General features: G+C 69.3%; 18 protein-coding genes. 6 read left to right on the top strand and 12 right to left on the bottom strand.

The genetic code is table 11. The features are described 5' to 3' along the window. Positions 1–6: 6 nt before the first annotated feature. Entirely contained in the window at positions 7–1,008 is a 1,002-nt protein-coding gene (locus tag N803_RS05065) for a tRNA (adenine-N1)-methyltransferase (protein ID WP_035903085.1), read from the bottom strand. A gap of 11 nt (positions 1,009–1,019) precedes the next feature. Further along, entirely contained in the window at positions 1,020–2,120 is a 1,101-nt protein-coding gene (locus N803_RS05070; protein WP_035903086.1) for a site-2 protease family protein, read from the bottom strand. A gap of 38 nt (positions 2,121–2,158) precedes the next feature. Here N803_RS05070 and metH point away from each other — a divergent pair, with 38 nt between their 5' ends. Then, positions 2,159–5,986 (top strand): methionine synthase, encoded by a 3,828-nt coding sequence (gene metH / locus N803_RS05075; RefSeq protein ID WP_035903087.1) that lies wholly within the window; start codon positions 2,159–2,161, stop codon positions 5,984–5,986. Between the two features lie 58 nt (positions 5,987–6,044). Here the strand turns inward: metH and N803_RS05080 are convergent, their stop codons facing one another. After that, positions 6,045–6,554: a MarR family winged helix-turn-helix transcriptional regulator gene (locus N803_RS05080; protein ID WP_035903088.1), complete on the bottom strand. Its 510-nt coding sequence runs from the start codon at positions 6,552–6,554 to the stop codon at positions 6,045–6,047. A gap of 140 nt (positions 6,555–6,694) precedes the next feature. Between N803_RS05080 and N803_RS05085 the strand changes: the two genes are divergently transcribed. From N803_RS05085 to N803_RS05095, 3 genes are all read left to right on the top strand, one after another. Further along, on the top strand, positions 6,695–7,954 hold the full coding sequence (locus tag N803_RS05085) for an MFS transporter (RefSeq protein WP_035903090.1): 1,260 nt from the start codon (positions 6,695–6,697) through the stop codon (positions 7,952–7,954). Positions 7,955–8,071: 117 nt separating this feature from the next. Then, positions 8,072–8,875, top strand: a complete 804-nt coding sequence (locus tag N803_RS05090; RefSeq protein WP_035903091.1) for a MerR family transcriptional regulator — start codon at positions 8,072–8,074, stop codon at positions 8,873–8,875. Between the two features lie 91 nt (positions 8,876–8,966). Next, complete coding sequence (locus N803_RS05095; RefSeq protein WP_035903092.1) at positions 8,967–9,812, top strand: RecB family exonuclease; 846 nt, start codon at positions 8,967–8,969, stop codon at positions 9,810–9,812. Here the strand turns inward: N803_RS05095 and N803_RS05100 are convergent. After that, positions 9,741–10,448, bottom strand: coding sequence for an HAD family hydrolase (locus tag N803_RS05100; RefSeq protein ID WP_035903093.1), 708 nt, complete (start codon positions 10,446–10,448; stop codon positions 9,741–9,743). The two genes, N803_RS05095 and N803_RS05100, sit on opposite strands and share 72 nt — an antisense overlap. Positions 10,449–10,519: 71 nt before the next feature. Between N803_RS05100 and N803_RS05105 the strand changes: the two genes are divergently transcribed. Next, on the top strand, positions 10,520–11,365 hold the full coding sequence (locus tag N803_RS05105) for a PAC2 family protein (protein WP_035903094.1): 846 nt from the start codon (positions 10,520–10,522) through the stop codon (positions 11,363–11,365). A 48-nt stretch (positions 11,366–11,413) separates the two neighbouring features. Here the strand turns inward: N803_RS05105 and mshC are convergent, their stop codons facing one another. From mshC to N803_RS05145, 8 genes are read right to left on the bottom strand one after another with little or no spacing between them, the layout of a single operon-like run. Continuing rightward, on the bottom strand, positions 11,414–12,658 hold the full coding sequence (gene mshC / locus N803_RS05110; protein WP_035903096.1) for a cysteine--1-D-myo-inosityl 2-amino-2-deoxy-alpha-D-glucopyranoside ligase: 1,245 nt from the start codon (positions 12,656–12,658) through the stop codon (positions 11,414–11,416). A gap of 23 nt (positions 12,659–12,681) precedes the next feature. After that, positions 12,682–13,473, bottom strand: coding sequence for an SCO1664 family protein (locus N803_RS05115; RefSeq protein WP_035903097.1), 792 nt, complete (start codon positions 13,471–13,473; stop codon positions 12,682–12,684). A 3-nt stretch (positions 13,474–13,476) separates the two neighbouring features. After that, positions 13,477–13,986 carry a DUF3090 domain-containing protein gene (locus N803_RS05120; protein ID WP_035903098.1) on the bottom strand — a complete coding sequence of 170 codons (510 nt, stop codon included), beginning with the start codon at positions 13,984–13,986 and terminating at the stop codon, positions 13,477–13,479. 9 nt (positions 13,987–13,995) lie between these two features. Then, positions 13,996–14,727 carry an energy-coupling factor ABC transporter ATP-binding protein gene (locus N803_RS05125; RefSeq protein WP_035903099.1) on the bottom strand — a complete coding sequence of 244 codons (732 nt, stop codon included), beginning with the start codon at positions 14,725–14,727 and terminating at the stop codon, positions 13,996–13,998. Continuing rightward, the gene (cbiQ, locus tag N803_RS05130) at positions 14,724–15,485 is read right to left on the bottom strand and encodes a cobalt ECF transporter T component CbiQ (RefSeq protein ID WP_035903100.1); all 762 of its coding nucleotides are present in this window, start codon (positions 15,483–15,485) and stop codon (positions 14,724–14,726) included. The genes N803_RS05125 and cbiQ overlap by 4 nt, the downstream gene beginning before the upstream one ends. Before the next feature lies 1 nt (position 15,486). After that, on the bottom strand, positions 15,487–15,819 hold the full coding sequence (locus N803_RS05135) for a PDGLE domain-containing protein (protein WP_052111802.1): 333 nt from the start codon (positions 15,817–15,819) through the stop codon (positions 15,487–15,489). Then, the gene (locus tag N803_RS05140; protein WP_245617019.1) at positions 15,816–16,547 is read right to left on the bottom strand and encodes an energy-coupling factor ABC transporter permease; all 732 of its coding nucleotides are present in this window, start codon (positions 16,545–16,547) and stop codon (positions 15,816–15,818) included. Before N803_RS05140 ends, N803_RS05135 begins: the two co-directional genes overlap by 4 nt. Positions 16,548–16,564: 17 nt before the next feature. Continuing rightward, positions 16,565–17,263 carry an MSMEG_4193 family putative phosphomutase gene (locus N803_RS05145; RefSeq protein WP_035903376.1) on the bottom strand — a complete coding sequence of 233 codons (699 nt, stop codon included), beginning with the start codon at positions 17,261–17,263 and terminating at the stop codon, positions 16,565–16,567. Between the two features lie 20 nt (positions 17,264–17,283). Between N803_RS05145 and N803_RS05150 the strand changes: the two genes are divergently transcribed. Further along, complete coding sequence (locus N803_RS05150; RefSeq protein WP_084764037.1) at positions 17,284–18,276, top strand: magnesium and cobalt transport protein CorA; 993 nt, start codon at positions 17,284–17,286, stop codon at positions 18,274–18,276. The last annotated feature ends 1 nt before the right edge of the window (position 18,277 follow it).

Consider the following 18,277-nt stretch of genomic DNA (forward strand, 5'->3'; position numbering starts at 1 on the left):
TCCACGCTAACCCGTGACGCTGCGACGCACCTTCCTGACTCGCTTGTCGGACGGAATGCGTTCCCCGATGGCTTCCGGGGTCCACTCGGCGTCGTCCGCCCCCGGCAGCGGCTCACCCGGACGCACGTCGGTGTCCTCCGTGCCTTCATAGCCCTTGCCGGGCCGGCGCTTGCGCAGCGGCGGTGTGACACCGGGAGCGAGACGACGCGTCGTGATGAGGAAGCCCGTGTGGCCGTGCATGCGGTGCTGTGGACGCACGGCCAGGCCCTCGAGGTGCCAGCCGCGCACCAGCGACTCCCAGGCCGACGGCTCGGTCCAGTTGCCGGCGTCGCGCATCGCCTCGGCCACCTTGGACAGCTGGGTCGCCGTGGCGACGTAACAGATCAGGACGCCACCCGGCGCCAGAGCCTCACCCACGACGTCGAGGCACTCCCAGGGCGCCAGCATGTCGAGGACGACGCGGTCGACCGTGCCCGGTTCGACGTGCTCCGGCAGCGCCTCGACGAGGTCTCCGACGGTCACGGTCCACGCCGGGTGGTCCTCACCGAAGTAGGTCCGTGCATTGGCCCTGGCGATGTCGGCGAAGTCTTCACGGCGTTCGAACGAGTGCAGCCGCCCGGTCTCCCCCACCGCCCGCAGCAACGACATCGACAGGGCACCCGACCCGACGCCTGCCTCGACCACCACCGCGCCCGGGAAGATGTCGGCCATGGTGACGATCTGGCCGGCGTCCTTGGGATAGACCACTGCGGCGCCACGCGGCATCGACATCACGTAGTCGGACAGCAACGGCCGCAGGGCGAGGTACTCGAATCCCGCCGTGTTCGTGACCGTCGATCCGTCGGGCGCACCGATCAGGTCGTCGTGCTGCAGGTAGCCCCGGTGGGTGTGGAACTGCTTCCCCGCTCCCAGGGTGATGGTGTGGAGGCGGCCCTTGGCGTCCGTGAGCTGCACCCGCTCACCTTCGGCAAAGGGTCCACGTCGAAGGTCGGCACCGGTCGCACTCATGGGCGGTGAGTCTAGTTGGCCCCAATGGCCGCGTTGACCGCCTCGACGGTGACCAACCCGAGCACGCGCCCGGCCTCGGTCGCCACGACGATCGGACTGCCGGACAACTGGATCGCCGTCACCACGGACGTGAGGTCCTCATCGCGAGTCGTGGGCGCGATCCACCCGTCCGGCTGGACGCGCGCGAGCGCCGTCACGGGCGTCACGCCCCAGCGGTCGCGGGGCACGGTCTGGGCGTCCTCGGGGAGCACGAGGGACGTGGGCCGTCCGTCCGGGTCGACCACCACGGCCAGGCCGCCGGTAGCGGCAGCGGCCTCGAGCACGTCGCCCGGACCGAGGACCGGTACCGGTCGCACGACCTGGGCCACGGTGCCGCGCGCCAGCATCTCGCGGGCCTGGCCGGTCCGGATCGCGGCGGTCGCGCCCTGCCACATGAACGCCCCGATGAGGCCCATCCACAGGATGGAGGTGAGGGACGGACTGTTGCCGGCCAGGAGCGGTCGGACGACGAACCACAGCACGACGGCGAGCGTGACCACCCGCCCGGTCCAGCCCGCGGCGATGAGTCCCTTCTCGCGCCGTCCCGTGATGCGCCAGACGAGGGCGTCGACGAGCTGCCCGCCGTCGAGGGGCAGTCCCGGCAGGAGGTTGAACACCGCGAGGAGGAAGTTCACGAAGGCGATTCCATAGAGGATCTGACCCGGAATGCCTGTCCCCACCACGAGGGACGCAACCCAGGCCACCCCCGCGAGTGCGAGGTTCGCGACGGGGCCCACGACCGCGATCGCCGCGGCTTTTCCCGGTGTCGACAAACGCGCGTCGTATGCCGTGTGCCCACCCCACAGGTCGGCCACCACTCGGTGGACCGGGAGCCCCATCCCCCGGGCCATCCCGGCGTGCGCCCCCTCGTGGACGAGAACCGAGATCAGGAGCGAGACGGCATACGCGACACCGACGCCGTAGGCGGCGGCTCCCCCGTCCGGGGAGCTGCTGCCCACGAGGTAGGTGATGACGGCGGCGAGGATCAGCCAGCTGGCACCGATCTGGATCGGGACGCCACCGACCCGCGCGATGACGAATCCCGTCGAGTGCGTCTCATTGGCTTCGGCCACGCGGCGACCCTACACAGCACGACGGCATACTGGGCCGGGTGAGCACTTCCACCACGACGTCATCTCCGGACACCCGGGTCAACCACCGTCCCGACGCGACAGCGGACCTCTCCGCCGCGCTGCGGGATCGGGTTCTCGTCCTCGACGGGGCGATGGGGACGATGATCCAGCGCGAAGGGCTCTCCGAGGAGGACTACCGCGGCGAACGGTTCGCTGACTGGCCGAGCGACCTGCGGGGCAACAACGACCTGCTGAGCCTCACCAAACCCGAGATCATCGAGGGGATCCACCGCGCGTACCTCGAGGCCGGTGCGGACCTCGTCGAGACGAACACGTTCAACGCGCAGCGGATCTCGCTGGCCGACTACGACATGGCCGAGCTGGCGTACGAGATGAACGTCGCCGCTGCCCGGCTGGCGCGCAGCGCGTGCGACGCCGTGGCCTCCGAGACGGGACGACCCCGGTGGGTCATGGGCGCCCTCGGCCCGACCACCCGCACGGCCTCCATCTCCCCCGACGTCAACGACCCGGGCGCGCGCAACATCAGCTTCGACCAGCTCGCCGAGGCCTACCTCGAGCAGGCCCGCGGACTCGTCGACGGTGGTGCCGACGCCCTGCTCATCGAGACGATCTTCGACACGCTCAACGCCAAGGCGGCGATCTTCGCGGTCGAGACACTGTTCGAGGAAACCGGCCGACGCTGGCCGGTGCTCATCTCGGGAACGATCACCGACGCCTCCGGTCGCACCCTGTCCGGTCAGGTGACCGAGGCGTTCTGGAACTCCGTGCGCCACGCCCGCCCCCTGGTCGTCGGGCTCAACTGCGCCCTCGGTGCCGATGAGCTCCGCCCCTACATCGCCGAGCTGTCCCGCATCGCGGACTGCTTCGTGTCGGCCTACCCCAACGCCGGACTGCCCAATGCCTTCGGTGAGTACGACGAGACCCCGGACCAGATGGCCTCCGTCGTCGGGGAGTTCGCGAGCAGCGGGCTCGTCAACATCCTCGGTGGCTGCTGCGGCACGACCCCCGAGCACATCGGCGCCATCGCGGCCGCCGCCGCTCAGGGCACGCCACGGGTCCCCGGTGAGGTCCCGCCGGCCATGCGGCTCAGCGGTCTCGAACCGCTGACGGTCGACGAGGACTCGCTCTTCGTGAACGTCGGCGAACGCACCAACATCACCGGTTCGGCCCGCTTCCGCCGGCTCATCAAGGAAGAGGACTACCCCACCGCCCTGTCCGTCGCTCGCCAGCAGGTCGAGGCCGGCGCCCAGGTCATCGACATCAACATGGACGAGGGCATGATCGACGGCGTCGCGGCGATGGACCGCTTCGTCAAACTCGTGGCGAGCGAGCCCGACATCTGCCGCGTGCCGCTCATGATCGACTCGAGCAAGTGGGAGGTCATCGAGGCCGGACTCAAGTGCTCGCAGGGCAAGCCGATCGTCAACTCGATCTCGATGAAGGAGGGCGTCGAGCCCTTCCTCGCACAGGCCCGGCTCTGCCGCAAGTACGGCGCGGCCGTCGTCGTCATGGCGTTCGACGAGGAGGGTCAGGCCGACTCGCTCGAGCGTCGCAAGGAGATCTGTCAGCGCGCCTACGACCTGCTCACGGGCGAGGTCGGCATGGACCCGCACGACATCATCTTCGACCCCAACATCTTCGCGGTGGCCACGGGCATCGAGGAGCACGCGGCCTACGGCACGGACTTCATCGAGGCGACGCGCTGGATCAAGCAGAATCTCCCCGGCGCGCTCGTGTCGGGCGGCGTCTCCAACGTGTCCTTCTCGTTCCGTGGCAACAACCCCGTGCGCGAGGCGATCCACGCCGTCTTCCTCTTCCACGCCATCGAGGCCGGCATGGACATGGGCATCGTCAACGCCGGCGCGCTCGTCGTCCTCGACGACATCGATCCCGAGCTGCGCGAGCGCATCGAGGACGTCGTGCTCAACCGCCGCCCCGACTCGACCGAGCGTCTGCTCGAGATCGCGGACCGGTTCAACACCACAGGCGAGGAGGCGCCCGAAGCCACGCAGTCGGAGTGGCGCGGACTCCCCGTCCGCGAACGCATCACGCACTCCCTCGTCAAGGGCATCGACGACTTCGTCGTGGAGGACACCGAGGAGCTCCGCCAGGAGATCGACGCCGCCGGCGGGAAGCCGATCGAGGTCATCGAGGGCCCGCTCATGGACGGCATGGGCGTCGTCGGCGACCTCTTCGGGGCGGGGAAGATGTTCCTCCCGCAGGTCGTGAAGTCGGCGCGCGTCATGAAGAAGGCCGTGGCACACCTCATCCCCTTCATCGAGGAGGAGAAGGAAAAATCCGGCGTCTCGACGCAGAAGAGCAAGGGCCTCATCGTCATGGCCACGGTCAAGGGCGACGTCCACGACATCGGCAAGAACATCGTCGGCGTCGTGCTCCAGTGCAACAACTACGACGTCATCGACCTCGGCGTCATGGTCCCGGCCCAGACCATCCTCGACACGGCCAAGGAGAAGGGCGCCGACATCATCGGCCTCTCCGGACTCATCACCCCGTCGCTCGACGAGATGGTGCGCGTGGCGGGCGAGATGGAGCGCCAGGGCTTCGACATCCCGCTGCTCATCGGCGGGGCCACCACGTCCCGGGCCCACACGGCCGTCAAGGTGGACGGCCAGTACAGCGGCCCCGTCGTCTGGGTCAAGGACGCCTCGCGATCGGTGCCGGTCGCGAGCCAGCTCCTCTCGGAGACCCAGCGCGGCCCGCTCCTCGAGAGCATCAAGGCCGACTACGACTCGATGCGGGCTCGGCACGCCGCCAAGGCGACCGAGCGTCCGCTCGTCTCGATCGACGCGGCCCGCAAGGCGCGCACCCCGCTCGACTGGACGGCATACCGGCCCGTCCGTCCCCATCTCCTCGCCCAGCAGAGCAAGGACGTCTGGTCCGGCCACACCGACACCAAGTGGCACCGCGCGGCGGCCCAGTTCACCCGCGAGTTCGCCGGCTACTCACTCGAGGAGCTGCGCCGCTACATCGACTGGACGCCGTTCTTCCAGGCGTGGGAGATGAAGGGGCGCTACCCCGACATCCTCTCCAACCCGGCCACGGGAGAAGCGGCCCGCAAGCTCTACGACGATGCCAACGCGATGCTCGACCGGATCGTTGCCGAGAAGTGGCTCACCGCCAACGGTGTCATCGGCCTCTTCCCGGCCAACGCCGTCGGTGACGACATCGAGGTCTACACGGACGAGTCGCGCGGCACCGTGCTCACGACGATCCATGGACTGCGTCAGCAGGGTCAGCACCGCGAGGGCGTCCCGAACCGGTGCCTCTCCGACTTCGTCGCGCCCAGGGAGACCGGTCTGGCCGACTACGTGGGCGGGTTCGCCGTGACCGCCGGGCTCGGCGCGCACGAACGGATCATGGCGTTCAAGGAGGAGCTCGACGACTACAGCGCGATCCTCCTCGAGGCCCTCGCGGACCGTCTCGCGGAGGCCTTCGCGGAGCGGCTGCACGAGCGGGTCCGCAAGGAGTTCTGGGGCCACGCGGGCGATGAGCACCTGTCCAACGACGACCTCATCGCCGAGAAGTACTCCGGTATCCGCCCGGCGCCCGGCTACCCCGCCTGCCCCGACCACACCGAGAAGGAGACGCTGTTCGCCCTCCTGCGCGCGAGCGAGCGCACCGGCATCGAACTCACGGAGTCGATGGCGATGCAACCCGGTGCCGCGGTGAGCGGATGGTACTTCGGGCATCCACAGAGTCAGTACTTCGTCGTCGGGCGACTCGGGCGCGACCAGGTCGAGGACTACGCGGAGCGCAAGGGCTGGACCCTCGCCGAGGCCGAGCGCTGGCTGGGTCCGAACCTCGGCTACCAGCCCGAGGACTGACCGTCCGGACCGCTCACGGACGGAATCCGGTATGCCGTCCGCCCACCTCGCTCGATCGTCAGGCCTCGACGTCGTCGAGGTGGGTGATGACGTCCTCGAGCAGGCGCGCGAGCTCACGACGCTCCGTCGCGCTGAGCCCACGCAGGACGTCGCTCTCGACGACGTCGGACTCGCGGATCGACTGAGTGAACAGCTCCCACCCGTCCGGCGTGAGCGAGACGAGCGTGCGGGTGCGATTGTCGGCGTCCGGTCGGCGCTGCACCAGGCCCCGCTCGGTCATCTTGTCGAGCCGGTGCGTCATTGAGGACGGCGCCACACTCGTGAGCTCGGCAAGCTGGCTCGGGGTGAGGCACTCCTCCCCTGCCTTGGCCAGCGCCGCGACAACGGCCCACTCCCCCTGAGTGAGGTCGAGGTCGGCCAGCTGTCGGGCGTACCACTGGTCGAGCTTCTTCGTCACTCCGTAGACCGCAGTGATGACGCGCTGGACCGACTCCTCACCGCCGGCTGCCACGTAGGCGGCGACGGCGTCGCGGTGCTGTTGCGCGGCGGTCTTCTGGCGTCGGGGCATAACCCGATTCTCCCATGCGTTGTTCGAGTGCTAACCTTTCGATATCGAACGTTCGAGTTCGAATATCTCGGCATCGAAGCCTGTGGGGCGGCTCGAGCCGAACCCACCTCTCTCCTCTCCCAGAAGGGTGTGAACTCGTCATGCGCGCCAAGCTCCTCGTCCTCGCCTCGTCCATCGGAATGCTCGGCTGGGGAGCCGTGCTGCCCTACCAGTACGCGTATGCCGCAGACACCCGCGGCTGGGGGGCCTTCGTCGCCGCTGCCGCGTCGTCCCTCTTCTCCGTTGGTGCGCTCGTGGCGGCCCCCGTCGCGGGTCGGCTCAGTGACCGCTACAACCCCGTCGCCGTCGCGGTCATCGCCCAGCTCGTCGGTGCACTCGGCGTGGGCGCCCTCGTGGTGGTCGACACCCGCGAGGCCTTCCTCGCCGGGATGTTCGTCTTCGGCCTCGGTCTGACCGCGGCCGTGCCCGCCAAGCAGGTCCTCGTCCTGCGCTGGGTGCCGAGCGCCGACCGTCGCAAGATCTTCGCCTACAAGTTCACCGGCGAGGCACTCGGCATGGCGGCCGGTGCGTACATCGCCGGACACCTGGTCAACCTGCGCGATCCGCAGGGTCTCGACATCGGATTCCTCACTGCCGCAGCGGGATTCGCGGTCTCCTCACTCATCATCGGCCTCGCCGGGCGCGGATCCGACCTCCACGCCGGCAGCGACGCGGTGACCGAGGCGGCCCTGTCCGCGAGCCCCCGTGAGGCCCTGCGCACGATCTTCGCCAACCCCGCCCTGCGCTGGACGGCCGTCATCACCGTGACCCTCGCCCTGGGCTTCTACGCCCAATTCGAGTCCGGACTCCCGGCCTACGCGATCACCGAACTCGACGTCGACACGACCGCCATCGGCACCGCGGCCGCGGTGAACTCGATCGTCATCGTCGCCCTCCAGGTCGTCGTCGTGCGACTCACGGCCAAGCGCAGCGCACCCAGCCTGCTCATGGCAGTCGGTGCCATCTGGGTGCTCTCCTGGCTCGTGCTCTCGGCCGCGCAGTTCGCTCCCGGGGTGGCCGCGGCTCTCTTCGTCACGACCTTCGGCATCTTCGCCGTGGGCGAGACGATGTACAGCCCCGTCCTCAACCCCCTGACGGCGTCCCTCGCCCCCGCCGGGATGGTGGGCCGCACCCTCGGGATCTTCGCTGCCCTCCAGACGACGTTCTCGGCCATCGGTCCGCTCGTGGCCGGAGCGCTGCTCGGTGCGGGACTGGCCAACGGATTCCTCGGACTCCACATCGTGATCAGCCTCCTGGCGGTGTATGCCGCGTGGCGCCTGCGTGCGGTCATGCGTGCCGCTGACCCGGCACGGAACGCGACGACGACGGCACTCGGCGACGACGCGGTCCTGGCCGCCTGAGGCGGGCGGACGGCATACCCGAAAGAGGGTTTGACCCTCACACGGTGTCAGGCTGTCTCGTGGTGGTGTCGCCCGGGCGCAGGACCCGGGGACGAGACCAGAACCGAAGGGACCCTCGTGCTCGGAATCGGTGAGTTCGCCCTCCACGGCCGCGTGTCGGTCAGGATGCTGCGGCACTACGACGCCCTCGGGCTCCTCGTGCCGGCTGCGGTCGACCCGCACAGCGGCTACCGGAGCTACACGGCCGATCAGCTCAGCAGGCTCAACCGGCTCGTGGCCCTCAAGGATCTCGGCTTCGCCCTCTCCGAGATCGGGCCGATCCTCGACGCGGATGTCGGGCCGGACGAACTGCGAGCCATGTTGGTGCTGCGCCGGTCGCAGGTGTCGGCACGCATCGAGGAGGACCGCACCCGCCTCGCCGAGATCGAGCGTCGCCTTCGGACCATCGAGAAGGAGCACGACATGTCTGACCTCCAGTTCACCACCAAGCCGCTTCCCGAGCTCACCCTCGCCCAGCGCGCCGCCGCGGTGACCGACCGCGCCGACATCGGTCCCGTCATCGGGCCGATGTTCGGCGCACTCCTCGCCGATGCCGGACGCGCCGGTCTCGACACGGAGCAGCCGACCGTTGCGTGGTACGACGGGGATGAGGACGAGATCCGCTTCGCGGCGGGTATGCCGTTGCGCGAGAACGAATCGATCCCCGGTTACGACGTGGAGACTCTGCCGACCGTCGAGCGCGCTGTCACCGTGGTCCACCGTGGCTCGATGGAGACCATCGGTGACACGTGGCAGGCGCTCATGCAGTACATCGGTGCCGCCGGCCTGTCCCCGAGTGGCCGGTGCCGGGAGGTCTACATCTCGACACCGTTGGACGACGAGGACGCCTGGGTCACCGAACTCCAGCAGCCCGTCGCCTGAGCCACCCGTCCGACGACGCCACCCGGTCCCGCGCGCCACGCCGGGCGTGCGGGACCGGGAGGTGTCGGTGGCACGACATACGGTGTGATTCATGGTTCCCGCCCTGTCCCCGAGCCGCGCAGCGGACTTCAAGCAGTGCCCGCTGCTCTTCCGTTTCCGGACCATCGACAAGCTCGATGGCCCGCCGTCGCCGGCCGCTGCACGTGGGACGTTGGTGCACGAGGTCCTGGAGCACCTCTTCGAGCTCCCCACCGCCGAGCGGACCCCTGAGGCGGCGCTCGCCCTGCTCCGGCCGCGCTGGGCCAGCCTGGTCGAGGAGCGCCCCGAACTGGCCACCATGCTCGAGGAGGACGACTCGCTCGACGAGGACGGCTGGTTCAAGGACGCCGGCGCGCTCGTCGAGCGGTGGTTCACCCTCGAGAACCCGCAATGGCTCGAGCCCGCCGAGCGCGAACTCTACGTCGAGACCGAGATCGACGGACTCACGTTGAGGGGTTACGTCGATCGTCTCGACATCGCACCCGACGGGGCGATGCGCGTCGTCGACTACAAGACCGGGCGGTCGCCCCGTGAGGCCTTCGAGGGCAAGGCCCTCTTCCAGATGAAGTTCTATGCGCTCGTGCTGTGGCGCCAGCGCGGTGTCATCCCCAAACAGCTCCAGCTGGTCTATCTCGGCAATGGCGAGATCGTGCGCTACGAGCCCGACGAACACGACCTGCTCGGGCTCGAGCGCAACGTCAGGGCCGTGTGGCAGGCGATCGTCCGCGCCAGCGAAACGGGAGACTGGCGACCGCGAACCTCTCGGTTGTGTGACTGGTGCGACTTCAAGGAGTTCTGCCCCGAGTGGGGTGGCACTCCCCCGCCGCTACCGGCCGATGCCGGTCGACTCGTCCTCGATCCGAGCGTCACCGGCGAGGCGCACGTCGGCGACGACTGACGCGAGGTCGCTCGGCGTCAGCCCACGCAGGCTCGGGAGCTGGACCGCTCCCCGCGTCACCGGCACGGGGACGACGTGCGGGACGGCGATCGTCGGGACTCCGGCCGCGACGGCCGAACGCACGCCCGTGGGTGAGTCCTCGATCGCCACGCAGTCCCGCGCGTCCACCCCGAGCATCCGCGCCGCCGCGTGGTAGGGCTCCGGGTGGGGTTTGCCGTGCTCGACCTCGTCGCCGGTGACGAGGGCGGTGAACGTCCCCTCGGGCAACGCCTCCACGACTGCCGAGGCCAACGATCGCCACGACATGGTCACAAGGGCGTTGGGAACCCCGGCGTCGACCAGCGATGAGAGCAGCTCGCGAGCACCGGGGCGCCACGGCACGTGCTCCCGCACCTGCGCGGTGACCCGGACGAGGAGCTCGTCGATGATCCGCTCCGGCTCCCACGTGATGGGTGAGTTGTCCCGGATGAACTGGGCGCTCACCATGAGGTCGTTGCCCACGAGCTGGTGCGCGTACTCGTCGGACCAGACACCCCCGTGCTCCTCGACGATGTCGTGCTCGGCAGCGATCCAATAGGGCTCGGTGTCGACGAGAGTTCCGTCCATGTCCCACAGAACGGCGGCAGGCAGCGTCATGCACCGAGTCTACGAATAGGCTGGAGTGCCATACCCCGGCGGACCCTGAGCAGCACCACGAGGAGGACGCGTTGATCGAGCTGGACGACCTGCCCGAGTTGGAGAATGCGGTGATGATCGCGGCCTTCGAGGGCTGGAACGACGCCGGTGAAGCGGCCAGCGGTGTCATCGAACACCTCGCCCGCCTCTGGGATGCCGAGCCGGTCGCGGCAATGGACCCGGAGGACTACTACGACTTCCAGGTCAACCGGCCTCGCGTCCTCACGGAGGACGGTCAACGCCGGATCAGTTGGCGCACCACGCGCATCCTCGTCGCGACCGACACCACCCTCGGCCGCGACGTCGTCCTGGTCCAGGGAGTGGAGCCGTCCTTCCGCTGGCGCTCCTTCGCGATCGAGCTCATGGAACTTGCCCAGGCCGCCGACGTCACCACCGTCATCACCCTCGGCGCCCTCTTGGCCGACGTCGCCCACACCCGCCCCATCCAGGTCACGGCAACCTCGGACAACGAGGACACCCGCCACCGGCACGACCTCGAGGCCAGCACCTACGAGGGCCCCACCGGCATCGTCGGGGTCATCGCCGATGCGGCAGTCCAGGTCGGGGTCAGCTCGATCTCGGTGTGGGCGGCCGTCCCCCACTACGCCCACCACACGCCCTCGCCCAAGGCGACGCGGGCGATCGTGTCCCGGCTCGAGGAGCTCCTCGACGCACCCATCGAGCACGCCGACCTCGACGAGGACGCCCGGGCCTGGGAGAACGGCCTCGACGCCCTGGCCTCCGAGGATTCCGAAGTCGCCGAGTACGTCGAATCCCTCGAGGAGGCGCAGGACACCGCCGACCTGCCGGAGGCGAGCGGCGACGCCATCGCCAAGGAGTTCGAGCGCTACCTGCGCAAGCGCGGCACCGAAGGCTGAGGCGCGATCCGCCGATCGCAGCTCAGGACTGGATGTCGGTTTGGCCCATCAGACTCGGACGCCAAGAAGTGCGTCGAGCGCCCGGGCCAGCACCCCCGGCGCGGAGGCCTCCGGGCCGCCCACGGACAGCGTGCGTTCGGTCCAGGCGTCGACCGCCGCCAGGGCACGCGGCGCATCGAGGTCGTCGGACAGTGCCGCCCGGATCGCTGCGACCGTGTCGTCGGCGTCGGGTGCGGTGTTGACCGACAGGGCCTCGCGCCAGCGCTCCAGCCGGCTCTGCGCCACGACGAGCAGCTCGTTCGTGTAGTCCCAGTCCGACCGGTAGTGCTGGGCCAGCAGGACGAGCCGGATGGCCATGGGATCGACCCCGTCGGCGCGCAACTGCGACACCAGCACGAGATTGCCCCGGGACTTGCTCATCTTGTGGCCATCCAGGCCCACCATGCCCGCGTGAGCGTGCAGGGCGGCATAGGACTCGACGCCGACGGCGCTCGCCTGGGCAACGGTCATCTCGTGGTGCGGGAAGATCAGGTCCGAACCGCCGCCGTTGACGTCCATCGGGACGCCGAGCCGGTCGAGCGCGATGGCCGTGCACTCGACGTGCCAACCGGGCCGCCCCGCCGGCAGTCCCTCGAACTCCCAGGACGGCTCGCCGTCGCGTGCTGCGCGCCACAGGAGCGGGTCGAGCGCGTTGCGTTTGCCGGGTCGGTCCGGGTCACCGCCCCTCTCGGCGAAGACGGCGAGCATCTCGTCGCGCGTCCACCCCGAGACCTGGCCGAAACCGTGAACCTGAGACAGGTCGACATAGAGGTCGGGGCCGTCGGCGTCCTCGTTCGGGAGTTCGTATGCCGTCCCGCTGGCGATCGTGCGCCGCACCAGGTCCGCGATCGTCGGGAGCGCCTCGACCACACCGACGTAGTCGTCGGGCGGGAGCACCTGCAGGGCGGTCATGTCCTCACGGAAGAGGTCGGCCTCGGCCACGGCGAGGTCGCGCCAGTCGATCCCGTCGCGCTCGGCACGTTCGAGCAGCGGGTCGTCGACGTCGGTGACGTTCTGGGTGTAGTGCACCTCGTGGCCGTTGTCGCGCAGGACCCGACCCACGAGATCGAACGCGACGTAGGTCGCGGCGTGACCGAGATGCGTCGCGTCGTAGGGCGTGATGCCACAGACATAGAGCCGCGCGACCGGGCCGGGTGCCACGGGTCGCAGCTCACCGCTGCTCGTGTCGTGCAGGTGCAGGCCCGCTCCGTCTCCGGGAATGGCGGGCAGGAAGGGGGTCGGCCACGAGATCACGAGGGAAGCCTACGGCGCACCGGTCAGAGCGCCGGCCACGGGATCGCCGGCCACCCGGGACGGGGCAGAGGGTGGCGGCGCTCGTCGAGCAGGGACCGTGCCCGATCGGCCAGTGCCGCCAGTTCCGGCCCGGTGAGGAGTGGTGCCAACGCGGCACGGAGGTCCCCTTCGACGAGGCCGTTCAACACTGCACGGACCTTGTCCACGTCAGAGTCGGGGAGGACCTCCCCCGCCCAGCCCCACAGCACCGTCCGCAGTTTGGGCTCGACCCCGAGGCTCACCCCGTGGTCGACGCCCCAGAGGGTGTCGTGCACGCGGAGCAGGTGGCCACCCTTGCGGTCGGAGTTGTTGATGAGGGCGTCGAAGACGGCGGCCGAGCGGACCGCAGCGTCTGTGGCGTGGGCGACGACCACTTCCTCACCATCGGGCGTCTCGCCGCGCAGCACTTCTCGCCATCCGGGAGGCACGTCGGGCGGGGGCAGCACGTCGACGACCATGCCCGGCGCCAGGTGCGGCTCGCCGACCCACTCCTGGGTGGCGGCCGGCCCCCAGGGACCCTCGTGCAACACGGTCGTCGGAACGATTCCGAAGCCGCCGGCTTCACTGATCAGGTATGCCGCCCGCTCACGACCTGCGAGCGTCCCGTCGGGGTAGTCCCACAACGGTCTCTCCAGAGCCACCGGCTTGTGGATGGCCAGCCGCGATGCGTCGTCCAACGTGACCCGCACCAACACGGCCCCGTTGGACGACTCGGTGATCCGGCCAAGCGGCTGGACCTCCCCCGACGCGAGAAGCCGCTCCGTGTCGTCCGCCAACGGTCAGCGCCGGTAGCCGTTGGCCCGTGGGCAGATGTGCCCCTCCGGGTCGAGCGGCTGCCCACAGAACGGGCAGGGCGGGCGCCCGGCGGCCACGATGGCCTGACACCGCCTCGCGAAGGCGCGCGCGGCGGTGGGGTCGAGCACGACCCGGACCGTGTCGGAGGGCTCGGTGTCCTCGGGGTCGGAGTCGTGGCACTCGATGACGATCCGTGAGCGGTCCTCATCCCAGGCGAGGCTGACCGTGTCGACCCGGAACTCGTCCTCGATGGGCGTCTCGAGGGCCTCGGTGTCCGCGTGGTGCTCGGCCACGGCGTCCGACCCTTCCGGGCCACCCACGGTGTCGAGCAGGTCCGCGATGCGGTCGGCGAGGATGCTCACCTGGACCTTTTCGATCGAGACCGAGACGAGCCGGCCGGCCCCGCGTGCCTGCAGGAAGAAGGTGCGGCCACCGGGAGGGCCGACGGTGCCGGCGACGAAGCGCTCTGGCGGGTCGAAGTCACTGATCGCCATGCGCGCAGACTAACCCGAGAAGCCCCACGGGAGTTCGAGCCGATGCCGTCCGAGCAGGTCGGCGTCCTCCAGAATCGCCCGGGTGGGCCCATCTGCCGCGACGATCCCGTCGGAGAGGATCACCGCTCGCTCGCAGAGCTGGAGGGCGAAGGCGAGGTCGTGCGTGACCATCAGCAGCGTGACGTCGAGGGACTGGATGAGCTCGGCCAGTTCACGACGGGTGGTGGGGTCGAGGTTCGAGGAGGGTTCGTCGAGGACGAGGATCTCGGGCTCCATGGCCAGGACGGTCGCGATGGCCACCCGACGGCGCTGTCCGAACGACAGGTGGTGCGGCGCCCGATCCGCGAACTCCGACATGCCCACGGCGGCCAGGGCTGATTCGACTCGGGCATCGAGCTCTGCGCCGCGCAGGCCCAGGTTCGCCGGACCGAAGGCGACGTCGTCGCGGACCGTGGGCATGAAGAGCTGGTCATCGGGGTCCTGGAAGACGATCCCCACGCGGCGTCGGATCTCGAGGTGGTTCCCCGACTCCACCGGGAGTCCGGACACCGAGACCGAACCTGCTCCGGCCGTGAGGATGCCGTTGAGGTGCAGCACCAGCGTCGTCTTGCCTGCGCCGTTGGGGCCCAGTAGGGCGACCCTCTCGCCGCGGTGGACGTGCAGGTCGACTCCGAAGAGCGCCTGGTGACCGTCCGGGTAGGCGAAGGCAAGGCCACGGATGTCGAGGACTGGGGCGCTCATGACACCACCACGGCCACGAGGGTGACGAGGGCGAGAGCGCCGGGCAGAAGGCCATGCCCCCACTGTGTCGGCGTGGCCCGCAATGGATCCGTGACCGGCATGCGTCCGGTGTAGCCGCGGGACATCATCGCGAGGTGGACCCGTTCACCGCGCTCGTAGCTGCGGATGAAGAGGGCGCCGGCACTCGTCGCGATGACCGGCCACGACCGGACCGAGCGCGGTGCGAAACCACGGGACTCACGGGCGACCTTCATGCGCTGGGCCTGTGATCCGACGACACCGAGGTATCGCACCATGAAGGCAAGGATCTGCACGAGCCGGTCCGGCACGTGGAGGTGCTGGAGGGCGCGCACGAGATCCCGGCTCGACGTCGTCGTCGCGAAGGCGACCGCCATGAGGACACTCGTCGTCGCGGTGACCAACAGTGCGAGGCCGGCCTCCAGCCCCGGTCGCGACACCGTGACCGGGCCGATCGTCGTCCGGGGTCCGGTCGCGACGAAGGGCAGGACGACGGCGAAGACGACGAAGGGCGTCTCGACGACCAATCGGGACAGCACGTGACGGACGGGTACCCGGGTCAGGGCGACGACGATCACTGCAACCGCGAGAGTCGCCGCGCGGGCCAGGTGTGCGTCTCGGGGCAGAGCCACGACGAGCAGCACGAAGACGACGAGCCCGATGAGCTTGACGTGGGCCGGGAGCCGGTGGACGGGGGAGTCGCCCTCGACGTGCAGGTGGTCCCCGAGTTGCCCGCCCACCTCAGTCCTGGTCGTCGGTCGTGCCGCGACGGCGCAGCAGGTGCATGAGGCCGAACGCGACTGCCGCGACCACCACGACGCCGATGAGCCCGGCAAGCCCGCCCGACAGTCGGGCATTGTCGATCCCCGCCACGCCGTAGTCGGCCAGTGGCGAGTCACCCGTGGCGTGTTCGCCCGCGCTGTCGATGAAGCCGAGCTTCTCGGCGACGAACTCGAGTCCGTCAGGGTGCCCCGACGCCCAGAACGACACGATTGCGGCCAGGACCACACAGACGACCAGTCCTGCAACCACGAGACGTGGGGTGGTGATCGGCTGACGAGGGGCGGTGGTCATGCTGGGACCTCCGTACGGATCTGGAGCGGACGGGCGGACAGGAGGCCCCTTGCGCCGTGGACGAGGTCGGGACGCGTGGCGATGATGCTGCCGACCGCGAGCAGCGTGATGACGCCCTCACCGATACCGATGACCGTGTGCCAGCCCACCATCGCGGCCGTCAGCTCACCGAGCGGGATCGGCGCACGTCCGCCCACGGCATACAGCGCCGTGAAGGCGAGTGCGGCGGTCGGCACCGAGACCAGTGCGGCGACTCCCGCCAGCGCGGGAACGACCTTGGGTCCGGCGGAGCGGGCCACGCGTCGCAAACCGACGAAGACGAGCCAGCCGGCCCAGACCCCGACAAGCGCCATGAGCGTGATGTTGGTCCCGAGGGCCGTGATGCCACCGTCGGCGAAAAGGAGCGCCTGCACCGCGAGCACGACCGTGAGACACAACGTGGCCGTCCACGGCCCGACAAGGACTGCAGCCAGGGTGCCGCCGAGCAGGTGCCCGGACGTCCCCGCTCCCACGGGGAAATTGAGCATCTGGGCCGCGAACACGAACACGGCCACGAGGCCGGCGAGTGGAGCCGTGCGGTCGTCGAGCTCACGCCGAGCCCGGCTCAGGGCGAGGCCGACGCCAGCGACAGCGACAGCCGCCGTGGCCACCGAGGTCGGGGCGTCGAGGAAGCCATCGGGGACGTGCATGTCGGAGCCCTTTCGCACGGGCACGTGCTTGTTGCACATGCTTTGCAACAAGCACTCTATCCGGTGCCCCCACCGACCGTGGCGTCGCCCGGCGGGACCACCGCGGAAGGTTTCTGATGACGGCGGATCGCGTCGCCCGCCGAGTTCACTGCGAGCACCATCTGGCGCTCGCCGGTCCGCCGGACCACCGAGACCGAGGCAGGGTCAACGTGGACGCGCTGCAGCCCGCGCAGCCCGGCACCCAGGGCGTCCGTGAGGGCCGCCTTGATCGGGTCACCGTGACTCACCGCCACCCAGACCGCGTCCGGCCCCTGCTCCGCCTCGACCTCGGCATCGATGCGCCCCAGCGCGGCCACGACCCGTGAGGACATCTGCGCGAGGGACTCCCCGGCATACTCCTCACTGTCCGGGAAGCGCGCCGATTCCGGGTCGTCCTGCACGGTGCGCCACAGCGGCTCCGAGGTGAGCTCGGCCAGGGGCCGACCGGTCCACGCGCCGTAGTGGCACTCCCCCAGATCGTCCACGATCTCGGGCGTGGCATCGGGCAGGAGGATCTGCGACGTCTCACGGCAGCGCTGAAGAGGGCTGGTCACGAGACGGGCGACCCGAACTTCTGCGTCCACCATCCGCGCGGCCAGCCGGGCCACCTCTTCCCGCCCCCGTTCGGTGAGACCCACACCCTCGGTCCAGCCGGCGAGCACGGCGTTGGCGTTCGCCACGGAGTGTCCGTGTCGCACGAGCAGAAGCAGGGCCACGGCGCCCACTGTAGGCAACAATGGCGCGCGTGATCATCGACAAGGCGCTCTACAGCGCTGGCCGTCGCGAATCCTGCGGAGACCTGAGCGACGAACTCGACACCCTGCGCTCCGGTGGCCGGACCAACGACTTCCTGTGGATCGGCCTCAAGGACCCGACCATGGCCGAGCTCGAACACGTCAACGACGAGCTCGGTCTGCAACTGCACCCGCTCGCCATCGAGGATGCCGTGAGCGGTCGCCAGCGGGCCAAGATCGAGCTCTACGGCAGCAACGTCTTCGTCGTGCTCAAGACCCTCAGTTACATCGAGGCCACGTCGGACATCGAAACGGGCGAACTGATGGTCCATGTGGGCGAGCACTTCGTCCTCACGATTCGTCGTGGGGAGTTGAGCCCTCTCGCGGGGGTGCGCAAGAAGCTGGAGGACGACCCGGCCAAGCTGGCCATGGGTCCGATGTCGGCACTGCACGCCATCATGGACCGGGTCGTGGACGAGTACCGCAACATCGACGTCGAGGTCGCACGCGACGTCGACGAGATCGAGGAGGAGGTCTTCAGCGACGGTCTGGTCTCCTCCGACACGATCTATCGCCTCAAGCGAGAGGTCCTCGAGTTCCGTCGGGCCATCACGCCGCTCATCACACCCCTTCGGATGCTCCACACGAGCCCCCGGTCCCCCGTCCACCACGACGAGCTGCGGCTTCTCTTCCGGGACATCGACGACCACCTGCACTTCGTGTCCGACCGCATCGAGTCCTACGACCGGCTTCTCACCGATGTGCTCAGCGCCAACCTCGCCAAGATCTCGGTCCAGCAGAACGCCGACATGCGCAAGATTTCGGCCTGGGTTGCCATCGCGGCAGTGCCCACGATGATCGCGGGCATCTACGGGATGAACTTCGACAACATGCCCGAATTGCGTTGGCACTACGGCTATTTCGCCGTGCTCGGACTCATGGCCGCAGCGTGCGTCGGCCTGTTCGTCACGTTCAAGAAGGTGAAGTGGCTCTGAT

The sequence above is a fragment of the Knoellia subterranea KCTC 19937 genome, from assembly GCF_000768685.1.
In the GTDB taxonomy this organism is placed as follows: Bacteria; Actinomycetota; Actinomycetes; order Actinomycetales; family Dermatophilaceae; genus Knoellia; species Knoellia subterranea.

Excerpts from the sequence above, each read along its gene's own strand:
- N803_RS05140 (WP_245617019.1), bottom strand. The coding sequence starts at position 16,547 with ATGTGCAACAAGCACGTGCCCGTGCGAAAGGGCTCCGACATGCACGTC.
- N803_RS05095 (WP_035903092.1), top strand. The coding sequence starts at position 8,967 with ATGGTTCCCGCCCTGTCCCCGAGCCGCGCAGCGGACTTCAAGCAGTGC.
- N803_RS05150 (WP_084764037.1), top strand. The coding sequence starts at position 17,284 with ATGGCGCGCGTGATCATCGACAAGGCGCTCTACAGCGCTGGCCGTCGC.
- N803_RS05065 (WP_035903085.1), bottom strand. The coding sequence starts at position 1,008 with ATGAGTGCGACCGGTGCCGACCTTCGACGTGGACCCTTTGCCGAAGGT.
- N803_RS05120 (WP_035903098.1), bottom strand. The coding sequence starts at position 13,986 with ATGGCGATCAGTGACTTCGACCCGCCAGAGCGCTTCGTCGCCGGCACC.
- N803_RS05080 (WP_035903088.1), bottom strand. The coding sequence starts at position 6,554 with ATGCCCCGACGCCAGAAGACCGCCGCGCAACAGCACCGCGACGCCGTC.
- N803_RS05100 (WP_035903093.1), bottom strand. The coding sequence starts at position 10,448 with ATGACGCTGCCTGCCGCCGTTCTGTGGGACATGGACGGAACTCTCGTC.
- N803_RS05135 (WP_052111802.1), bottom strand. The coding sequence starts at position 15,819 with ATGACCACCGCCCCTCGTCAGCCGATCACCACCCCACGTCTCGTGGTT.
- N803_RS05085 (WP_035903090.1), top strand. The coding sequence starts at position 6,695 with ATGCGCGCCAAGCTCCTCGTCCTCGCCTCGTCCATCGGAATGCTCGGC.
- N803_RS05125 (WP_035903099.1), bottom strand. The coding sequence starts at position 14,727 with ATGAGCGCCCCAGTCCTCGACATCCGTGGCCTTGCCTTCGCCTACCCG.